The organism is Pseudomonas sp. 2835, from assembly GCF_050435905.1.
Taxonomy (GTDB): domain Bacteria; phylum Pseudomonadota; class Gammaproteobacteria; order Pseudomonadales; family Pseudomonadaceae; genus Aquipseudomonas.
Window position 1 is genome coordinate 228977 of sequence record NZ_JBNDLE010000009.1, and the last position, 19847, is coordinate 248823.

The window sequence follows — 19847 nt, forward strand, 5'->3', positions numbered from 1 at the left end:
TTGATTTATAAGGGAAAAAATATTGGCAAAAGCTGGCACAGGCCCTGCAATAGTACTCATACCCCTGCTGCCAGGACTTACGGCGCAGACTTTTCGAAAAACAGGAGTGTCTCGTATGAAGAAGTTCGCTATTGCTGCCGCTACTGCCACCGCCCTGACCCTGACCCTGGCTAATGCGGCGTTTGCCCAACAGCCCCAGGCTCCGCTGACCGTTGCTGCTGGTGAAGTTACCAAAGCAAAAGAAGCGACCTCCGACACCTGGATCACCACCAAGGTCAAAGCTGACTTGGTTACCGAGAAAGGCATCCCGGGCACCGACATCAAGGTCGAAACCAACAAAGGCGTGGTCTCCCTGTCTTCTGATGTTGCCGTGACCGATTCGCAGAAAGAGATGGCGGTCGCCATCGCCAAGAAAATCAAAGGCGTTCAAGCCGTCTCGGCTGATGGCCTGAAAACCAACTAAGGCGTTTTCCCGACTCGCTGACCCTTAAAGGTTCATGCGAAAGACCAAAAGGACTTGGTCACTCAAAGCCCCGGCACTGGTTGCCGGGGCTTCTTTTTGGGGGCAAGGAGGGGGCTACTCCGCGTCCAGATGCAGCGGTGAGATCACCCGGCCATCCGGTTCGGCCTGGCCCAGGGCGGCATCGACGAAGTACACCCGGTCATCCGCCAGTTTGCCTTTCTCGACCAGGTAGTCCTTGATGCTGCTGGCCCGGGCTTGCCCCAACTGGCGCAGCAGCAGGGCGCTTTCGCCCCAGGACTTGAGCACGGCATCGCGCAACTGAGTGGTGCGCTGTTCGCGATCGAGTTGTTCCCACTCCGCCGGTGGCTGTTTCTTCATGCGGGTGCGGTAGATGCCTTCAAGCATCGCTGGCTTGTCGCCATCCGGGACCTTGAGCTCGGAGGCCTGGGCCGGCACCTTGTCACCGCGGCGCTGGAGGATCTTGTAGTAGGTGCTCTGGTACTCACGCTCCAGACGCTGCTGGGCAATCAACGGTCCGTCGCTGCTCTGGGCGCTGGTGCCTTCGATTTCCAGGCGCAGGGCAGGGCGCTCCTTGAGCGCCGTTGCCAGCTTGTCCAGGGCGCTTTGCGCATCCGGGCCCAGGTCACTGGAGCCAGCGGCGAAGGCCACGTTGCCCAGGTCCTGGGAGTCGCCACCACTGACCAGCCCGCCAATGAATTTGAAGGGCGCCTGGGCCGCACGTAGCACCAGGTTGCGCAGGGTTTGCCAGACAATCGGCATGACGCTGAACTGCGGGTCGTTGAGGTCGCCAGTCACCGGCAGCTCGATGGAGATCTTGCCGTCGGTGTCCTTGAGCAACGCCACTGCCAGGCGAATCGGCAGGTCCACCGCATCCGGGCTGTCGACCTTTTCACCCAGCTGCAGTTGCTCGACCACCACCTTGTTCTCGGCCTTGAGCTTGCCCTGGGTGATCACGTAATGCAGATCGATGTTCAGCCGGCCCTTGCGGATGCGAAAGCCTGCGAACTTGCCCGAGTAAGGCGTCAGGGTGGTCAGCTCGACGCGTTTGAAGCTGGTGGCGATGTCCAGGGCGGCCATCGGATCGAAGGGGTTCAGCGAGCCTTTGATGGTCACCGGTGCATAGCGATCGACCTTGCCCTTGATATCGACCTTGGCAGGTTTTGGCTGACGGTTGTCGATGGTGCCGATCTGGCCGTTGAGCTGCTGGATGGCGGTGGCAAAGTTCGGCGTCAGGCTGAAGTCGGCAAAGTTGGCCGAACCGTCATTGATATCGATTTCACCGATACGGATACCCAGCGGTTTTTCAGCCGGTGGCTTGGCTTTGACCGGCGTCTTGGACTGCGCGGTGGCCGGTTGCGGGATCAACAGGTCATCGACGTTGGTGGTGCGGTCTTCGTTGATCATGAAGCGCGCGTAGGGCTGCTTGAGGGTCACCTTGGCAATGCTCAGGGCATCACCGTGGCGGTACGACAAGCCGTCGAGGTTCAGTTGCTGCCATTTGACGAAGTCGCGGTCCTTGATGGTGTCCAGGGTGTGCAACTGGTTGACCTGGGCCTTGCCGTCAATGTTGAAGGCCAGCGGCTCGGTGCTCTTGAGATCGACGTTGAGGTCGCTGCCGAGCATGCCGCTGCGCAGTTCCAGGCGAATGTACGGGCTGATGTAGGCCTGGGCGACGCGCAGGTCGATGTCCTGGGTGTTGACCTTGAGCTTGGCAGTAACCGGCGCCAGGTTGACTTCGCCGGCGCCCTGCAGCTTGCCTTGCTTGCCCACGCCGGTATCGAGCTTGAGGGTGAAGGGCGACTGGTTGAGGCTGTCGAAATTCTGCAGGTCAAGGTTCAATGGGCCGACGTCCAGAGCTACCGCCTCTTTCTGCGAGCGGTCGGCCAGGTGCACTTGATAGTTGCGCAGTTGCACATCCTTGAGCAGTACCTGCCATGGCTTGCTCGGCGCCTCGGCGGCGGCCTTTTCCTTGGCGTCTGGCTCGGCGGCGGCAGGTTCGGCTTTCTCTTTTGCCGTGGCTTTGGCCGGCTGGCTGGCGAACAGCTTCTGCCAGTCAAGCTGGCCATCGGACTCCACTGCCGCCCAGGTTTCGAGCTTATCGCTGCGGATCTTGCCGACGGTGACCAGCTGCTTGGCCAGGTCAATCGAGGTTTCGCTGACATCCAGACGCGCAAGGCGCGCCAGCGGGCGGCCATCCGGTGCCTTGATGGCAAAGGGAGCGATGCTCAGCGAGGTGTTGTCCAGCAGCAGTTCGGTTTCTTTGGACAGGTTCAGCTTGTAGTGGGTATCGAGGCTGAGCACACCCTCTTCAAGCACCAGCGGCACGGCATCGCGCACATAGGGCCAGAAGGCTTTCATCTTGCCGTCGGTAACCTTCAGGGTGCCTTCGGAGGCGATCGGCACCAGGCTGAAGTTGCCGGCCCAGTCGATACGCCCGCCTGCCGGGCCGTTTGCGACCAGGGTCATTTCAGTGCTGTCTTCAGGCAGGGTGCTGAGGTTCTTCAGTTCCAGGTTCATCGAGTCGTAGAGAAACTCGATCGGCTCGCTCGGGCGCAGGTCCTGGAAATGCAGGTAGCCTTCGCTGAGCTTGATGCTGCCGATGCGCAAGGGGAAAGGGTCGCTGGCTGGTTCTGCAGGTTTGGGCTCGCTTGGCGGCAGCTTGAACAGTTGCGTGAGGTTGAGGCTGCCGTCCTTGGCGAACAGCAGCTCGGTGCGCGCCTTGTCCAGCTCGACGCCGTCCAGGTGCAGGGCACCGCTCCACAGGCTGTCGAGCTGCAGGTTGGCGTACAGGCGTTCGAAGCCGACCTGCTCCTTGCCCGGTTCGCCGATCTGCAGGCCCCAGAGGGTCAGCTCGAGGCTGAACGGATTGAGTTCGATCCGCTGCAGGTGCGCCGGTACTGTGGCGTAATTGGCCAGTTGCTGGTTGGCGATACGCAGGGCAACCCCTGGGAGAATCAGAAAGCCTAGCAGGCTGTACAAGGCCAGTGCGGCCAGCATGGCGCCGATGGCGCGTTTCAATCCTTTGGGCATGTGTGGCGTCGTCTGTCTCGAACGGGAGTGGTTGGAGTATGGCACGTAAAAACGGTTCCGAAGCTACCCCGGAAATTAACGAAATTTTGTTTCAGAGCTGAAGAATCAAGGTCTTCAGTGGCGGCTGACCGTCCTGCGACGGAAAGTCGCCGGCCGGTTTGAGCACTTGCCAGTCACGTACCGGGCGCCCGGCTTTCTCGGCGCAGCGCAGCACTTGCTCGCGCCAGTCGTCGACATTGACCTTGGCCAGGTTGTTACAGCAGATCAGTACGCCGTCGTCGGCGGTGCTCAACAGGGCCGGCTTGAGCAGGCTCTGGTAGTCGCGCAGCAGGTCGACGGTGCCGAAGGCGCTCTTGGCCCAGGCCGGCGGGTCGAGGAACACAAGGTCGAACTGGCGCTGCTCCAGGCGCGGATACGGCGGCAGCTTGTGGCCGCGACGCTGGCTGACCGGCAGGCCGGCGAATTGGCGGATGGCCGGAAAGTAATCGGACTGGATAAAGCTCATCGGCAACAGTTGCGGGTTGAGCGCGCCGTTCTCCTTGCCGACCGCCAGGTTGCCTTCAGCGAAGTCCAGGTTGCACACCTCGCGCGCGCCACCCGCTGCGGCGCTGAGGCCGACGCCGCAGGTATAGGCAAACAGGTTGAGCACACTTTTGCCAGCACTGTGCTGCTTGACCCAGCCACGGGCATTGCGCAGGTCGAGGAACAGCAGCGGGTCTTGCCCGGCATGGCGGCCACGTACCCGGTAGTTCAGGCCCCATTCGTGACCGACATGATCGGCCAGCGCCGCTTCACTGGGCTGGTACACCGGGTCGCGGCGATCGATGCGGCTGTTGCCTTGGGAACGGTCGTTGTAAACCAGCAGCAGTTCCAGGCCCAGGTGTGCTTGTACGGCCGCGTGTAGCTCCAGCAAGGCGCCGGTCTCAAGGCTTTGGTGAAAACTCTGCACCAGCAACTGCGGGCCGTAGCGGTCGACGGTCAGGCCGCTGGCGCCTTCCTGGCTGCCATGGAACAGGCGATAGCAGTCGGTGCCCTGGGCATGCAGTTCGGCGAGAAGGCCCTGGCGGGCGTCGAGGGCGGCGCGCAGCGCCTGATTCAAGAGGGACATGCACGTGGCCTTGGTTTGCGGACGTGCAGTTTATCAGCTCAAGCCAGGGGAGGGGCCGTTGCAGCCCCTCCCGCAGTGATCAGCGCTCGATCGCCAGGGCCACGCCCTGACCACCGCCGATGCACAAGGTCGCCAGGCCTTTGCTGACGTCACGCTTGATCATTTCATGCAGCAAGGTCACCAGCACCCGGCAACCCGAGGCGCCAATGGGGTGGCCCAGGGCAATCGCGCCGCCATTGACGTTGACCTTGCTGGCGTCCCAGCCCAGCTCTTTGCCTACCGACAGGGCCTGGGCGGCAAAGGCTTCGTTGGCCTCGATCAGATCGAGGTCGCTCAACTGCCAGCCGGCCTTTTCCAGGCAGCGGCGAGTGGCGCTGACCGGGCCGATGCCCATGATCGCCGGATCAACCCCGGCGTTGGCGTAGGCCTTGATACGTGCCAGGATTGGCAGGCCAAGCTGTTGCGCCTTAGCCGCGCTCATCAGCAGCACCGCTGCCGCGCCGTCGTTGAGCGACGAGGCGTTACCGGCGGTAACCGTGCCGTCTTTCTTGAACGCCGGCTTGAGCTTGCCCAGCGATTCGGCGGTAGTGCCGGCGCGTGGTTGCTCGTCGGTGGCGAAGGCAACCGGATCGCCTTTGCGCTGCGGAATCAGGATCGGGGTGATTTCGTCGACGAAGCGCCGGGCTTCGATGGCCGCCGCAGCTTTCTGCTGCGAGGCGGCGGCGAAGGCGTCCTGTTCTTCCCGGCTGATGCCGTATTTTTCCACCAGGTTCTCGGCGGTGATGCCCATGTGGTAGTCGTTGAACGCATCCCACAGGCCATCGCTGATCATGCTGTCGATCAGGGTGCTGTGGCCCATGCGCAGGCCGGTACGGGCACCCGGCATGACGTAGTTGGCCAGGCTCATGTTTTCCTGGCCGCCGGCGATGATCACCTCGGCGTCGCCGCAGCGGATTGCCTGGGTTGCCAGGTGCAGGGCCTTGAGGCCCGAGCCACAGACCTTGTTCAGGGTCATGGCCGGTACTGCGTGAGGCAGGCCAGCCTTGATCGCGGCCTGGCGCGCCGGGTTCTGTCCGGCGCCGGCGGTCAGCACCTGGCCGAGGATGACTTCGTCGACCAGTTCGGCATCGATGCCGGTCTGGGTCAGCAGCTGGCGGATCACCGCAGCGCCGAGGTCGACGGCAGGAATGTTGGCCAGCGCCCCCTGGTAGCTACCGACAGCGGTACGGGTGGCGGCAACGATTACGACATCTTGCATGGCGCAGGTCCTCACTCTTATTGGATTTGGCGTCAGAACGGTTCAGGTCCGCAGGCCTGGATAGACCGGCATGGTGGCATAGATGGCCGGGCGAGGGCTATTGGCGCGCCTCAGGCGACACCCATGCGCCGCCGGGCGCGATGGGCCGAGCCATCGCGCATCGCCCAGCGCAGCACGGGCGCGGTGCTGTTGATGCCCAGGCGGATCAGCCGGCGTTGCAGCGGGTTCTGGCCCAGCTCGAGCATGTTGCTGGCCCATTCCGGCAGCAGGTCGATTCCGGCTCGCAGCATCAGCGCACCGACCGGTTGCGCCAGGCGGCTGGGTGCCGGCGCATCGAGCAGCACCTGCACCACTTCATGGCTGCGCGCGTCGCACAAGAGTTGCGGGCGCATGGCCTGCAGGTAGTCGTCGATCTGCCGGCGCGAGCGCGGCACGTTGCGCGCGCCCAGGCGTTCGGCGATCAGGGCGATTTCGGCGTAGTAGGCATCCTGTTCGGCGATCGGCATGTGCGGGTTGCGATAACGCAGGTGTGCGGCCAGAAAGCTGCTGACCTCGGCCACATGCACCCAGGTCAGCAGGTCCGGATCACTGGCGGCGTAGGGCCGGCCATCGGCGGCGCTGCCGACCACCTGCAGGTGAATGGTGCGCACTTTCTCGATCAGCCAGTTGGCATCCCGGGTCGAGCCGAAGGTGGTGCCGGAGATGAACTGGCTGGTGCGGCGCAGGCGGCCAAGCAGGTCCTGGCGAAAGTTGGAGTGATCCCAGACGCCGGCCAGCGCCAGCGGGTGCAGCAACTGCAGGAGCAGGGCACTGATGCCGCCAATCAGCATGCTCGGGAAGTCGCCATGTACACGCCAACTGATGCTGTCGGGGCCGAACAGGCCGGGGTCACCCTTGGGGTTTTCCAGGTCAAGCTGGCCCAGGGACAAGCCGGTCAGGCTCATCACCTGGATTTCGATACGGCGGCGAATCGCTTCCATGGTTACCTTGTGTTCAAGGCAGCCGATCAGCGCTGCCGCTTAAGTGTTCAGGCGTTTGTCGATCAAGCCCTGGACCACGCTGGGGTCGGCCAGGGTCGAGGTATCGCCGAGGCTGTCGAGCTCGTTGCAGGCGATCTTGCGCAGGATACGTCGCATGATCTTGCCCGAGCGGGTCTTGGGCAGTGCCGGCGCCCACTGGATCAGCTCAGGCTTGGCGAAGCTGCCGATTTCCTTGCTGACCAGGGCCAGCAGTTGCTGCTTGAGCGCATCATCCGGGGTCACGCCGTTCATGGGCGTGACAAAGGCATAGATGCCTTGCCCCTTGAGATCGTGAGGGTACCCGACAACGGCGGCTTCGGCGATGCTGTCGTGCAATACCAGGGCGCTTTCCACCTCGGCGGTGCCGATACGGTGCCCGGAGACGTTGATTACGTCATCGATGCGCCCGGTTATCCACAGGTCGCCGTCTTCATCGCGGCGCGCACCGTCGCCGGTGAAGTAATAGCCCGGCAGCGGCTTGAAGTAGGTATCGATCATCCGTTGCGGGTCGCCGTACACGCTGCGGATCTGTCCGGGCCAGCTGGCCTTGATCGCCAGCATGCCGCTGCCGGGGCCTTCGATCAGCTTGCCCTTGTCGTCCAGTAACACCGGTTGTACGCCGAACATTGGCTGGGTGGCGCAGCCAGGCTTGACTCGCCGGGTGCCCACCAGCGGGCTGATCATGATGCCGCCGGTCTCGGTTTGCCACCAGGTGTCGACGATGGGACAGCGTTTTTCGCCTACGGCCTCGAAGTACCACTCCCAGGCCTCCGGGTTGATTGGCTCACCGACGCTGCCGAGCAGGCGCAGACTCTCGCGCGAGGTGCCCGCCAACGGGCCCTGGCCTTCGCGCATCAGCGCCCGCAGGGCGGTGGGCGCGGTGTAGAAGATGTTCACCTGGTGCTTGTCGACCACCTGCCAGAAGCGCGAGGCATCGGGGTAGTTGGGCACGCCTTCGAACATCAGGGTGACCGCGCCGTTGGCCAGCGGCCCGTAGACGATATAGCTGTGACCGGTCACCCAGCCGACATCGGCGGTGCACCAGAACACCTCGCCCTCGCGGTAATCGAACACGGTCTTGAAGGTCAGCGCCGCCTGCAGCAGGTAGCCGGCGGTGGTGTGCAGTACGCCCTTGGGTTTGCCGGTGCTGCCGGAGGTATAGAGGATGAACAGCGGGTCTTCGGCCTCCATCGGTTCGGGTAGGCAGTCTTCGCTGACCTGCTTGATCGCTTCGTGGTACCAGAGATCGCGGCCGTCGCTCCAGTCGATGTTGCCGCCGGTGCGTTTGATCACCACTACCGTACTGACATCCGGACAACTGAGCAGGGCTTTGTCGACGTTGTTCTTCAGCGCCACGCTCTTGCCGCCGCGCACGCCTTCATCGGCAGTGATCAGCGTGCGACAGTCGGCGTCGAGAATCCGGTCACGCAGGGCATCCGGCGAGAAGCCACCGAACACCACCGAGTGAATGGCGCCAATGCGGCTGCAGGCGAGCATGGCGTAGGCCGCCTCCGGGACCATGGGCATGTAGATGCACACCCGGTCGCCTTTTTTCACCCCGCGCTGCTTGAGCACATTGGCCAGGCGGCAGACCTGCTGGTGCAGTTCGCGGTAGGTGATGACGCTGGAATCGGCAGGATTGTCGCCCTCGCGAATGATCGCCGGCCGATCGCCCCGGGTGGCCAGGTGGCGATCGATGCAGTTGTAGCTGACGTTGAGTTGCGCACCCTTGAACCAGGCGGCCTGGCCGGTCTTCATATCGCTCTGCTGGACCTGGCTCCAGGGCTTGATCCAGTCCAGGGCCTTGGCCTGTTCGCTCCAGAAGGTGTCCGGGTCGTCGATGGACTGGCGGTACAGGCGCTGGTAGTCGGCCTGGCTCAGTTGCGCCGCTTTGCTGACGGCATCGGCTTGGGGAAAGTCGCTGATATCGAACATGGCGGGGTCCTGTTCTGACGGATTGTTTTTGTCAGGACAGTGTAGCCGCTACCCCCGGCCGTGTTCGTTCGGCCAGGGGCAGCGCGGGCGATCAACCGCGGTGACGGCTGCGGAAGAAGTTGATCAGGCCCTGGGTCGAGGCGTCTTCGGCAGGCTCTTCGCTGCCGCCGGTCAGGCGCTGGTACACGCCCTTGCCGAGTTCCTTGCCCAGCTCCACGCCCCACTGGTCGAAGGCGTTGATGCCCCAGATGACGCTCTGCACGAACACCTTGTGCTCGTACATCGCCACCAGCGCGCCGAGGCGACGCGGGCTGATGCGCTCGACCACCAGGGTATTGCTCGGGCGGTTGCCCGGAATCACCTTGTGCGGTGCCAGCTTCTGGATATCGGCTTCGGCCATGCCTTTGTCACGCAGCTCGGCTTCGGCTTCGCTGCGGGTCTTGCCCAGCATCAGCGCCTGGCTCTGCGACAGGCAGTTGGCGTACAGCCACTGGTGATGGTCGGCGACCGGGTTGAAGCTGACCACCGGGACGATGAAGTCGGCCGGAATCAGCTGGGTGCCCTGGTGCAGCAACTGGTGGTAGGCGTGCTGGCCGTTGCAACCCACGCCGCCCCAGATGACCGGGCCGGTGTCGTGGTTGACCGGCGTGCCGTCCTGGCGGACGCTCTTGCCGTTGGATTCCATGTCCAGCTGTTGCAGGTGCTTGGTGATGTTGCGCAGGTAGTGGTCATACGGCAGGATCGCGTGGCTTTGTGCGCCCCAGAAGTTGCCGTACCAGACGCCGAGCAAGGCCAGCAGCACCGGCATGTTCTGTTCGAACGGCGCGTTCTGGAAGTGCTGGTCCATGGTGTAGGCGCCGGACAGCAGCTCCTTGAAGTTGGCGGTGCCGATGGCCAGGGCAATCGGCAGGCCGATGGCCGACCACAGCGAGTAACGCCCGCCAACCCAGTCCCACATCGGGAAGATGTTTTCTTCACGGATGCCGAAGGCCACAGCGGCGGCCTTGTTGCTGGAGACGGCGATGAAGTGCTTGTACAGCTCGGCTTCCGAGCCACCCTGGGCCAGGTACCAGGCGCGGGCAGCCTGTGCGTTCTTCAGGGTTTCGAGGGTGTTGAACGATTTGGACGAGACAATGAACAGCGTGGTTTCGGCGCGCAGTTTGGCCGACAGCTCATGGAATTCGCTACCGTCGATGTTCGCCAGGTAATGGCAGCGTACGCCGCGCTGGGCGTAAGGCAACAGGGCTTCGGAGACCAGCTCGGGGCCGAGGAACGAGCCGCCGATACCGATGTTGACTACGTCGGTGATCGGCTTTTCGCTGTAGCCGCGCCACAGGCCGTCATGGATGCGGCCTACCAGTTCGGTCACCTGGTTGAGAACCTTGTGCACCTCGGGCATCACGTTGACGCCATTGACGCTCAGTTTGTCGCCCACCGGGCGGCGCAGGGCGGTATGCAGAGCCGGGCGACCTTCGGAGGCGTTGAGGATCTCGCCAGCGAACAGACCTTTGATGGCCTCTTGCAAGCCGACTTCGTTGGCAAGGCCCACCAGCAGCTCGCGGGTCTGGCCGTTGATCAGGTTTTTCGAATAATCGAGAAACAGCCCGCATGTGCTCAGGGAAAACTCTTCGAAGCGCTTTGGCTCGGCCACGAATGCGTCGCGCATGCTGAAGTCCTGCATGGCTTCGCGGTGCTGCTGGAGCGCCTGCCAGGCGGGCAGGGCGGTAACATCATGAGGGGTGCGGTAATACGCCATCGCTGCAGGTTTCCTTATTGCGTGAACTGCTTTGGACACTGGAAACAGCGCCCCGTTTGCAGGCTGATGCCAATTATAGGCATGCAGCCTGCTTTACAGGGAGAGGCCAGGTCAGCGGGCGACCTGGTTACTTGTCGTTAAGGTTCAGGTGCAGGTTGTCGATCAGGCGGGTAGCACCGAGGAAGGCAGCTACCAGGATCACCAGATCGCGGTCTTCAGGCGCTGCCGGGCGCAGGCTCAGGGCCTGGCGGACTTCCAGGTAGTCCGGGCGAAAGCCTGCGGCGGCCAGTTGTTGCTGGCCGTTGGCGATCAGCGCCGGGTAGTCGCGTTCGCCCTGTTCGATGGCGGCGGCCATCTGGCTCAGCAGGCGATACAGCGCTGGCGCCGTGGCGCGTTGCTCGTCGCTCAGGTAACCGTTGCGCGAAGACAGCGCCAGGCCGTCCTCGGCGCGCACGGTCGGCTCGCCGATGATCTGGATCGGCATGTTCAGGTCGCGCACCAGCGCGCGGATTACCGCCAGTTGCTGGAAGTCCTTCTGGCCAAACACCGCCAGGTCCGGCTGGACCATGTTGAACAGCTTGCTGACCACCGTCGCCACACCTTCGAAATGGCCTGGGCGGCTGGTACCACAGAGCCCGTCGGACAACTGCGGGACGCTGACCCGGGTCTGCCCGGCCATGCCATCGGGGTACATCTCTTCAACAGTCGGGGCGAACAGCAGGTGGCAGCCGGCCTGGAGCAGTTTCTCCTGGTCGGCGGCGAGGGTCCGCGGGTACTTGTCGAGGTCTTCGCTGGGGCCGAACTGCAGCGGGTTGACGAAGATGCTGGCGACGACGAAATCGACCCGTTGCGCAGCCTTGGTCACCAGCGCGGCGTGGCCGCTGTGCAGGTTGCCCATGGTCGGCACGAAGCCGATGCGTTTGCCTTCGCTGCGCGCCCGCGCCACGGCGGCGCGCAGTTCGCGGACGGTCTTGACTGTATTCATGCACTGAACCCGTGTTCGCTGGCGGGGAAGCTGACTTCCTTGACGGCGGTTACATAAGCCTTGAGCGCGCCTTGAATGTCGCTCTGGCCGGCCATGAAGTTCTTCACGAACTTCGGTACCCGGCCGGTCAGCGACAGGCCGAGCATATCGTGCAGCACCAGCACCTGGCCGTCGGTGGCGCTACCGGCACCGATACCGATGACCGGAATGCTCACCGCCTGGGTGATTTCGGCGGCAAGTTCGGTCGGCACGCACTCGAGCAGCAACATGGCCGCGCCGGCCTGTTCCAGGGCGATGGCGTCGGCGCGCATCTGCCGGGCCTGGTTTTCCTTGCGGCCCTGAACCTTGTAGCCACCGAGGATGTTCACGGTCTGCGGGGTCAGGCCCATGTGCGCGCACACCGGCACGCCACGTTCGGCCAGCAGGCGGATGGTATCCGCCAGCCAAGCGGCGCCTTCGACCTTGACCATGTGCGCGCCCGCCTGCATCAGCGCGCCGCTGTTGGCGAATGCCTGCTCGGTGGTAGCGCAGGCCATGAACGGCAGGTCAGCAAGAATCAGCGCCCCTTCGTTGCCGCGTTTGACACAGGCGGTGTGGTAGGCCATCTCGGCATTGGTTACCGGCAAGGTGCTGTCATGACCCTGCAGGACCATGCCCAGGGAGTCACCCACCAGCAATACTTCCACGCCGGCACGGCTGGCGGCCTGAGCAAAGGTCGCGTCGTAGCAGGTCAGCATGGTTATTTTCTCACCCTTGGCCTTGAGGCTCTGCAGGGTGGTCAGGGTTACTTCTGGCATGAAAAGGAATCCTCGTTCAGGCGCTGTGAAAAACGACTGCGTACAACGCGTGTATTCATCTTCTGGAACAGCACATCATCGATCGTGGTGTTTGAATTACGACCTGTTCCAGGCCTATATACGCCTTTTTGCGGCGCTCGGGGCGCCACGGGACGCCTATAGTCGTGAGCGAGGGGGCTGAAGTCAATTGCCCTGTTACCGCATTGTTACTAATGCGTTGTTACGGGCGTTACCGGCTGGGGGAACGCCCGGCTACAGGCGTTCGAGGCCGACGAACGGGCAATCTGCCAGTAATTGGGAAAGGGGCCGCTGATCGGCCAGGCAAAAGTCTTCGGGTACCAGCTCGGCCAGCGGGTAGAGGACGAACGGTCGCGCCTGCATGTGGTAATGCGGCACTTTCAGGCGTGGCACATCGATGACCTGGTCGCCGTACAACAGGATATCCAGGTCGAGGGTGCGCGGGCCCCAGCGCTCTTTGCGCTCGCGGCCCTGGTCGGCCTCGATGGCCTGCAGCGCATCGAGCAGCTCAAGCGGCGCGAGGGCGGTATCCAGCGCTGCCACGGCGTTGGTGTAGCGCGGTTGCCCGGGCGATAGCGATTCGCTGCTGTAGAAAGCCGAAACCCCGGCCAGGGCGCTTTCATGCAACTGCCCCAGCGCCTCGACGGCGCTGCGCAATTGCTGCTCGGGATCGGCCAGGTTGCTGCCCAGGCCAATGAAGGCGCGGACCATCGGTTACTCGCCTGCAGCGCCGTCGGCGCGCTTGCGCTTGCTCGGGCTGCGCTTGCGTTTGCGCGGGCCGGCACCGGCGCCTTCGTCACGGCTGCCGAGCTCACGAATCATGTCGCGGCGCTCGCTGTCGTTGCAGTCCTGGTAGTCGGTCCACCACTGGCCCAGGCCATCGGTTTCTTCGCCCGCGCTTTCACGCAGCAGCAGGAAGTCGTAACCGGCGCGGAAACGCGGGTTGTCGAGCAACAGGTCGGCACGCTTGCCGCTGCGCCGTGGCAGGCGCTCCTGCATGTCCCAGATCTCGCGGATCGGCATGGTGAAGCGCTTGGGGATCGCAATGCGCTGGCATTGCTCGGCGATCAGCTCGTGGGCGGCTTCGTTCATCGCCGGAATCGGCGGCATGCCACGGCTCTGCAGGCGCAGGGCGCGACCCGGCAGGGCTGGCCAGAGCATCGCGGCGAACAGGAAGGCCGGAGTCACCGGCTTGCCCTGCTTGACCCGCAGGTCGGTGTTGATCAAGGCCTGGCTGATCAGGGTGTGGGTATAGGTTGGGTGCTCTTCGAGCGCCTCGGCACTGGCCGGGAACAGCGGGTTGAACAGTTCCAGGTCAACGAGCATTTCGAAGGTGTCGGCAGCCTGGCCGGAGAGGAACAGCTTGAGCGATTCTTCGAACAGTCGCGCCGCCGGGATCTCGCGCAGCATCGGTGCCAATTGGCGAATCGGCTGCACGGTGTGCTTCTCGATACCGAAATTGAGCTTGGCGGCGAAACGCACGGCACGCAGCATGCGTACCGGGTCTTCCTGGTAGCGCTGGGTCGGGTCGCCGATCAGGCGGATCAGGCGGTTGCGGATGTCGTGTACGCCGTTGGCGTAATCGAGGATGCGCTCGCTGACCGGATCGTAATACAAGGCGTTGATGGTGAAGTCGCGGCGCTGTGCGTCCTCTTCAAGGGTGCCGTAGACGTTGTCGCGCAAAATTCGCCCACTCTCGTTACGCGACGAGGTGTGGCTGTTCTCTTCTTCGCTTTCCGGATGGTTGGCGCGGAAGGTGGCGACTTCGATGATTTCACGGCCGAAATGGATGTGAACCAGCTTGAAACGGCGACCGATGATACGGGCGTTGCGAAATTCGGCGCGGACCTGTTCAGGGGTGGCGCTGGTAGCGACGTCGAAGTCCTTGGGGGTAATGCCCAGGAGCTGGTCGCGTACGCAGCCACCGACCAGGTAGGCTTGGTAGCCAGCGTTTTGCAGGCGCTCGACGATGTTCACCGCGTGGCGACTGAACTGGCCACGTTGCAGCGAATGTTGACCACTATTGATCACTTCGGGCGTGGTGCGGATATGGTGCTGGCCACGCACGGTAGGACGGAATGACTGGAACAGCTTCTTCAGCATGGGATGCACTGTTTGAAGGAATGTTCGGCCAAAAACGAAGAATGGCCGCATGATGGGCGGGGATTCTAGCATTTACTCGGTGGATGGTGTAGGCGGTCGCGTCGGACGACGCGCGGGCAGGCTGGGGCGGGCAGAAACTACAAGGGGAGCCGAAGCTCCCCAAGAAGTAGTTGCGTGCTCTTATTGTTTTTTTGCCGGGCTTCTTGTTTTTGTTGAGTGCCCTGCCCACAAAAAAAGCTTGTGGGCGGTCTCCCTAACCGGGATCAAGAGCAAACGGATTGCTTTGGTCGCTGAGGTTGCAATGATCATGCGATCCAACCAGTTCAGGCCCTGCTTGAGTGCAGTTTTTGTTGTTCTCTGCCTGGTTGTGGGGCAAGCCCCAAATACAACTCCTCTCCAAAAGAATCAGTTAGCTGCGCCTCCGCCGTCTTGTTCTTATTGTGCGTGAGCCGATTCGTCTTATTTTTATTGTCTTTTGCAGTGCTTGTTATTGTTCTTGTACCAAACATATAGCAGGTGCCGTGCCAACTTTTGCAAAGCCCAGTAAAACAAGGGGTTGGAGCGGTTTTGCGGGGTTCGGAGGGCGAAAAAAAACCGGGGCTTCGTTACCGTAAGCCCCGGTTTTTGTTACGACTTCGTGATGCGGTAACAGTTTGTCGCAAGGTGACAGTGTTACCGCCGCGCACCGTTGAAAACTGCTGAAACGCCTCAGCCTTCGCTGGTGGCGCCGCTCTTGCGCCGCGGGATACCCAGGCGCTGCCGACGTTCCCACAGGCACTTGCGGCTAACCCCGAGCTTGCGCGCAAGCTCGGTCTCGGTCATGTGGTCCTGGTGCTCGAGGACGAAATGCTGGAAGTAGTCCTCCAGCGACAGGTCTTCGGTCGGCTCGTGGCTGGTGTTGCTGGCATTGCTGCCGGTACCCGGCAGGCCGGCAAACGGATCGTCGTCTTCCAGGTCACTGAGTTCGATATCGATACCCAGCAGGTCGGCAGAAATTTCCGGGCTCTCGCACAGAATCACCGCACGCTCCACGGCGTTTTCCAGCTCGCGCACGTTACCTGGCCAGGAGTAATGCCGGATGGCCTGCTCGGCGTCATGGCCGAAGCGCAGGTCGTTACGTCCCACTCGCGCACTCTGGCGGGCGAGGAAGGCATTGGCGATTTCGTTGACGTCGGCGCCACGTTCGCGCAAGGCCGGCAATTTCAGGGCGATGACGTGCAGGCGGTAATAAAGGTCTTCGCGGAACTGGCCGACCTTGGCCAGGTTCTTCAGGTCCCGGTGGGTCGCGGCAATCAGGCGCACATCGACCTTTTGCGATTGCACCGAGCCGACCCGGCGGATTTCGCCTTCCTGCAGCACGCGCAACAGGCGGGCCTGGGCTTCGAGCGGTAGTTCGCCGATTTCGTCGAGGAACAGCGTACCGCCATCGGCAGCTTCGACCAGGCCGGCACGGCCGGCACTGGCACCGGTGAAGGCGCCTTTTTCGTGGCCGAACAGTTCCGATTCGATCAGGGTTTCGGGGATCGCTGCGCAGTTCACCGAGATCATCGGCGCCTTGGCGCGCCGCGAGAGGTTGTGCAGGGCGCGGGCCACCAACTCTTTACCGGTACCTGACTCGCCCTGGATCAATACATTGGAGTCGGTTGGCGCGACCTTGCGGATCTTGCCGTACAGGTCCTGCATCGGCGGGCAGGAACCGATGATGCCGATCTCGCCGTTGGCTGCAGTGCTGGCCGCCTTGTCGCCGGGTGCTGCCTTGCCGTTGCCGCGCTCGGCCGGGGCGGCCGGCGCGTTCTGCCGGTCTCGCAGGATGCGCGCCACGGCCTGGAGCATTTCGTCGTGGTCGAATGGCTTGGCGATGTAGTCCACTGCACCCATTTTCATCGAGTCGACGGCAGAGCGCAGGCTGGCGTAGCTGGTCATGATCAGCACCGGCGTGCCCTGGCCGAGCTTGATCAGTTCGGTGCCCGGTGCGCCCGGCAGGCGCAGGTCGCTGACAATCAGGTCGAAGGTGGCAATGCTGAAGCGTTCCTGGGCTTCCTGCACCGAGCCGGCCTCGCTGACCTGGTACTGGTTTCGCTCGAGCAATCGGCGCAACGCCGAGCGGATGATGGTTTCGTCTTCGACGATCAGAATATGCGGCATTGATTCAATTCTCTCGACGGTCTCAGTTCACAGCGGACGTCGCTACGACATGGCGCGGCAGGGTCACTCGGATCCGGGTGCCGCGTTGGCTCTGGCTATCGGCCGGGCTGTCGATGGTGATTTGTCCATAATGCTCTTCCACGATGGAATAGACCAGAGCAAGCCCCAGTCCGGTGCCTTCGCCCGGGTCCTTGGTGGTAAAGAAGGGTTCGAACAGACGATCCATGATGTTTTTCGGGATGCCGCTGCCTTCGTCTTCGACGATCAGGTCGACGGTATGCTCGCTGGCTTCGCTCTTGACCCGTACGGCGCTGCCGGGCGGGGAGGCGTCACGGGCGTTGGACAGCAGGTTGATCAGCACCTGGGCCAGGCGTTGCGGGTCGCCCTCGACCCAATGGTCCGGGTCGCACAGGTTGAAGAACTGTACTTCGAAATTGCGCCGGTTCAAGGCCAGCAGACCGATGGCATCCTGGGCCACTTCAGCCAGGCACACCGGCTCGTCGCTGTGCTGGTGGCTGCCGGCATGGGCGAAGCTCATCAGCGACTGGACGATGCGCGAGATGCGTTTGGTCTGCTCCAGGATCTGGCTGCTCAGCTCGGTGATCTCGCCGTCCTCTTCGCGCTCTTCGCGCAGGTTCTGCGCAAGGCAGGCGATACCGGTCACCGGGTTGCCGATTTCGTGGGCCACCCCGGCGGCCAGGCGGCCGATGCTGGCCAGGCGCTCGGAGTGCACCAGCTTGTCTTCCAGGGCCTGGGTCTCGGTGAGGTCTTCAACCAGCAACACCAGGCCGCTGTTACCCGGTGCCAGTGGCTCGTCGATGGCCGCCTTGTGCAGGTTCAGCCAGCGGGTCTGGCCATCGAGGCCCAGACGTTGTTTGTGCAGGTGTTCATCGGGCACGTTGATGAAGCCCAGCAGCAGACCGCGCCAGGGGTCGGCAATGGTGGTCAGGCGTGAGCCGACCACGCGCTTGGCGGGGATACCGGTGAGCTCTTCCATGGCCTTGTTCCACATCAGGATCTCCTGGTCCTTGGCCAGCGAGCAGACGCCCATCGGCAGTTCCTGCAGGGTCTGGCGGTGGTAACGGCGCAGGGCATCGAGCTCGGCGGCAAGGCCGGTCAGGCGCGAGTGGTAGTCTTCCAGGCGGCTTTCGATGAAGTGAATGTCTTCGGTCACGTAGTTTTCGTTACCGGACTTGTAGGGCAAGAAAGTTTCGACCATGTCCTGGGCCACACTCGGGCCCATCAGCCCCGACAGGTTGGCCTCGATGCGGTCGCGCAGGCGGCGCAGGGCATAGGGTCGGCGCTCGTCGAACGGCAGGTAGAGGTCGCGCAGGGCCTGTTCGACTTCTTTCTGCGCCGCCTTGGCACCCAGCGGCTTGGCCAGTTGCGTGGCGAATTCCTGCGGCGAGGCGGCGTGCAGCTCACGGCGTTGCGGGCGGCGCACGTTATCCACCGCGCAGGCCTCGGCGGCGCTGACTTCTTCACTGCTGGCGTTGGTGAACAGCGAGATCAGGGTAAACAGCAGCACGTTGGCGGCCAGCGAGGCGATCGCGGCCATGTGCCAACTGGTGTCGTCGAGCACATAGATCATGTTCAGCAGCGGGATGTAGAAGCCCTGCAGATTGCCTACCAGCGGCAACAGCATGGTCACCATCCACACCAGGATCCCCGCCAGCAGACCGGCAATGAAGCCGCGGCGGTTGGCGGTTGGCCAATACAGTACCGAGAGCACGCCCGGCAGGAACTGCAAGGTGGCGACAAAAGCGACGATGCCGAGGTTGGCCAGGTCCTGCTGGCTGCCCAGGGTCAGGTAGAAACCGAAGCCGGCGGCGATGATGGCGACGATCAGCGCCCGCCGGGTCCACTTCAGCCAGCGGTAGATGTTGCCCTCGGCCGGTGGCTGGTACAGCGGCAGCACCAGGTGGTTGAGGGCCATGCCCGAGAGTGCCAGGGTGGTGACAATGATCAGCCCGCTGGAGGCCGAGAGCCCGCCGATATAGGCCAATAGCGCCAGCGCCTGGTTGTTGGCGGCGATGCCCAGGCCCAGGGTGAAGTATTCCGGGCTGGTGCTGGCGCCCATTTTCAGGCCGGCCCAGAGAATCAATGGTACCGCCAGGCTCATCAGCAGCAGGAACAGCGGCAGGCCCCAGCTGGCGCTGACCAGCGAGCGCGGGTTGAGGTTTTCGGTAAAGGCCATGTGGTACATGTGCGGCATGACGATAGCCGAGGCGAAGAACACCAGCAGCAGCGTGCGCCATGGGCCTTCCTGCAAGGGTGTGTGCAGGGCGGCGAGGGCAGTCTGGTTCTGCAGCAGCCAGACTTCCAGTTCATGCGGGCCGCCAAACACCCCATACAGCGCATACAGGCCAATGCCACCGAGGGCCAGCAGCTTGATCACCGACTCGAAGGCAATGGCGAACACCAGGCCTTCGTGTTTCTCCCGGGTAGCGATGTGCCGCGAGCCGAAGAAAATGGTGAACAGGGTGATCAGCGCGCAAAAGGCAAACGCGACCCGCGCCTTGACCGGCTCGCCGGTCAGAATGCTGATCGAGTCGGCCACTGCCTGGATCTGCAGGGCCAGCAACGGCAGAACGCCGATCAACATGAAGATGGTGGTCAGCGCCCCGGCCCAGGTGCTGCGAAAGCGAAAGGCGATCAGGTCGGCCAGCGATGACAACTGATAGGTGCGGGTGATCTTGAGGATCGGGTACAGCAGCACCGGCGCCAGCAGGAAGGCCCCGGAGACCCCCAGGTAACAGGCGAGAAAGCCGTAGCCGTACTGGTAGGCCAGGCCTACCGAGCCATAAAAGGCCCAGGCACTGGCATAAACGCCCAGCGACAGGGTGTAGGTCAGCGGGTGGCGGATGATCGAGCGCGGGATCATCCCGCGTTCGCTGACCCACGCCACGCCGAACAGCACCAGCAGGTAGGCGGCACTGATCAGGATCATCTGGGTCAGGCTAAAGCTCATCGGCATCACGTTGGCTCTGCAGGATAAAGGTCACGACGATCAGGATCAGCCAGAGCAGGTAAGGGCGATACCAGGCACCGGTTGGCTCGATCCACCAGTCCATGATGGCCGGGGAGAACAGGTAGATCCCCACGACCAGAAGCAGGACCAAACGATAGATATACATGCTGGCCTCAAAGGTTAGGGCGCTGCGGCTTGGACTTATTATTGGCGCAAATGGCTGCGGCGATGGTAACGG

Annotated in this window: 14 protein-coding genes; 1 reads left to right on the forward strand and 13 read right to left on the reverse strand. The window is 63.0% G+C overall.

Annotation, left to right across the window (positions count from 1 at the left end; all coding sequences use genetic code 11):
* Positions 1 to 115: 115 nt before the first annotated feature.
* Positions 116 to 463 carry a BON domain-containing protein gene (locus tag ABIE20_RS15915; protein WP_429505830.1) on the forward strand — a complete coding sequence of 116 codons (348 nt, stop codon included), beginning with the start codon at positions 116 to 118 and terminating at the stop codon, positions 461 to 463.
* A gap of 114 nt (positions 464 to 577) precedes the next feature.
* Here the strand turns inward: ABIE20_RS15915 and ABIE20_RS15920 are convergent, their stop codons facing one another.
* The 13 genes from ABIE20_RS15920 to ABIE20_RS15980 form a co-directional block, all read right to left on the reverse strand.
* Complete coding sequence (locus ABIE20_RS15920; protein WP_429505831.1) at positions 578 to 3514, reverse strand: DUF748 domain-containing protein; 2937 nt, start codon at positions 3512 to 3514, stop codon at positions 578 to 580.
* A 91-nt stretch (positions 3515 to 3605) separates the two neighbouring features.
* Complete coding sequence (locus ABIE20_RS15925) at positions 3606 to 4622, reverse strand: class I SAM-dependent rRNA methyltransferase (RefSeq protein ID WP_429505832.1); 1017 nt, start codon at positions 4620 to 4622, stop codon at positions 3606 to 3608.
* 79 nt (positions 4623 to 4701) lie between these two features.
* Complete coding sequence (locus ABIE20_RS15930) at positions 4702 to 5880, reverse strand: acetyl-CoA C-acetyltransferase (protein ID WP_429505833.1); 1179 nt, start codon at positions 5878 to 5880, stop codon at positions 4702 to 4704.
* Positions 5881 to 5990: 110 nt separating this feature from the next.
* A complete protein-coding gene (locus tag ABIE20_RS15935; RefSeq protein WP_429505834.1) occupies positions 5991 to 6860 on the reverse strand; it encodes an oxygenase MpaB family protein in 870 nt (289 codons plus the stop codon).
* Between the two features lie 39 nt (positions 6861 to 6899).
* Complete coding sequence (gene acs / locus ABIE20_RS15940) at positions 6900 to 8834, reverse strand: acetate--CoA ligase (RefSeq protein ID WP_429505835.1); 1935 nt, start codon at positions 8832 to 8834, stop codon at positions 6900 to 6902.
* 91 nt (positions 8835 to 8925) lie between these two features.
* Positions 8926 to 10590: a glucose-6-phosphate isomerase gene (gene pgi / locus ABIE20_RS15945; RefSeq protein ID WP_429505836.1), complete on the reverse strand. Its 1665-nt coding sequence runs from the start codon at positions 10588 to 10590 to the stop codon at positions 8926 to 8928.
* Between the two features lie 127 nt (positions 10591 to 10717).
* Positions 10718 to 11575, reverse strand: coding sequence for a pantoate--beta-alanine ligase (gene panC, locus ABIE20_RS15950; RefSeq protein WP_429505837.1), 858 nt, complete (start codon positions 11573 to 11575; stop codon positions 10718 to 10720).
* Complete coding sequence (panB, locus tag ABIE20_RS15955) at positions 11572 to 12372, reverse strand: 3-methyl-2-oxobutanoate hydroxymethyltransferase (protein WP_429505838.1); 801 nt, start codon at positions 12370 to 12372, stop codon at positions 11572 to 11574. The genes panC and panB overlap by 4 nt, the downstream gene beginning before the upstream one ends.
* A gap of 252 nt (positions 12373 to 12624) precedes the next feature.
* Positions 12625 to 13101, reverse strand: coding sequence for a 2-amino-4-hydroxy-6-hydroxymethyldihydropteridine diphosphokinase (gene folK / locus ABIE20_RS15960; protein ID WP_093379337.1), 477 nt, complete (start codon positions 13099 to 13101; stop codon positions 12625 to 12627).
* A gap of 3 nt (positions 13102 to 13104) precedes the next feature.
* Complete coding sequence (locus ABIE20_RS15965) at positions 13105 to 14493, reverse strand: polynucleotide adenylyltransferase PcnB (RefSeq protein WP_429505840.1); 1389 nt, start codon at positions 14491 to 14493, stop codon at positions 13105 to 13107.
* 708 nt (positions 14494 to 15201) lie between these two features.
* The gene (locus tag ABIE20_RS15970; RefSeq protein ID WP_429505842.1) at positions 15202 to 16638 is read right to left on the reverse strand and encodes a sigma-54-dependent transcriptional regulator; all 1437 of its coding nucleotides are present in this window, start codon (positions 16636 to 16638) and stop codon (positions 15202 to 15204) included.
* 22 nt (positions 16639 to 16660) lie between these two features.
* Positions 16661 to 19615, reverse strand: a complete 2955-nt coding sequence (locus tag ABIE20_RS15975) for a sensor histidine kinase (protein WP_176794212.1) — start codon at positions 19613 to 19615, stop codon at positions 16661 to 16663.
* Positions 19599 to 19775 (reverse strand): hypothetical protein, encoded by a 177-nt coding sequence (locus ABIE20_RS15980; protein ID WP_003250005.1) that lies wholly within the window; start codon positions 19773 to 19775, stop codon positions 19599 to 19601. Before ABIE20_RS15980 ends, ABIE20_RS15975 begins: the two co-directional genes overlap by 17 nt.
* Positions 19776 to 19847 lie beyond the last annotated feature (72 nt).

Coding starts and splice junctions, on each gene's coding strand:
- ABIE20_RS15915 (WP_429505830.1), top strand. CDS start 116: ATGAAGAAGTTCGCTATTGCTGCCGCTACTGCCACCGCCCTGACCCTG.
- ABIE20_RS15920 (WP_429505831.1), bottom strand. CDS start 3,514: ATGCCCAAAGGATTGAAACGCGCCATCGGCGCCATGCTGGCCGCACTG.
- ABIE20_RS15925 (WP_429505832.1), bottom strand. CDS start 4,622: ATGTCCCTCTTGAATCAGGCGCTGCGCGCCGCCCTCGACGCCCGCCAG.
- ABIE20_RS15930 (WP_429505833.1), bottom strand. CDS start 5,880: ATGCAAGATGTCGTAATCGTTGCCGCCACCCGTACCGCTGTCGGTAGC.
- ABIE20_RS15935 (WP_429505834.1), bottom strand. CDS start 6,860: ATGGAAGCGATTCGCCGCCGTATCGAAATCCAGGTGATGAGCCTGACC.
- acs (WP_429505835.1), bottom strand. CDS start 8,834: ATGTTCGATATCAGCGACTTTCCCCAAGCCGATGCCGTCAGCAAAGCG.
- pgi (WP_429505836.1), bottom strand. CDS start 10,590: ATGGCGTATTACCGCACCCCTCATGATGTTACCGCCCTGCCCGCCTGG.
- panC (WP_429505837.1), bottom strand. CDS start 11,575: ATGAATACAGTCAAGACCGTCCGCGAACTGCGCGCCGCCGTGGCGCGG.
- panB (WP_429505838.1), bottom strand. CDS start 12,372: ATGCCAGAAGTAACCCTGACCACCCTGCAGAGCCTCAAGGCCAAGGGT.
- folK (WP_093379337.1), bottom strand. CDS start 13,101: ATGGTCCGCGCCTTCATTGGCCTGGGCAGCAACCTGGCCGATCCCGAG.
- ABIE20_RS15965 (WP_429505840.1), bottom strand. CDS start 14,493: ATGCTGAAGAAGCTGTTCCAGTCATTCCGTCCTACCGTGCGTGGCCAG.
- ABIE20_RS15970 (WP_429505842.1), bottom strand. CDS start 16,638: ATGCCGCATATTCTGATCGTCGAAGACGAAACCATCATCCGCTCGGCG.
- ABIE20_RS15975 (WP_176794212.1), bottom strand. CDS start 19,615: ATGCCGATGAGCTTTAGCCTGACCCAGATGATCCTGATCAGTGCCGCC.
- ABIE20_RS15980 (WP_003250005.1), bottom strand. CDS start 19,775: ATGTATATCTATCGTTTGGTCCTGCTTCTGGTCGTGGGGATCTACCTG.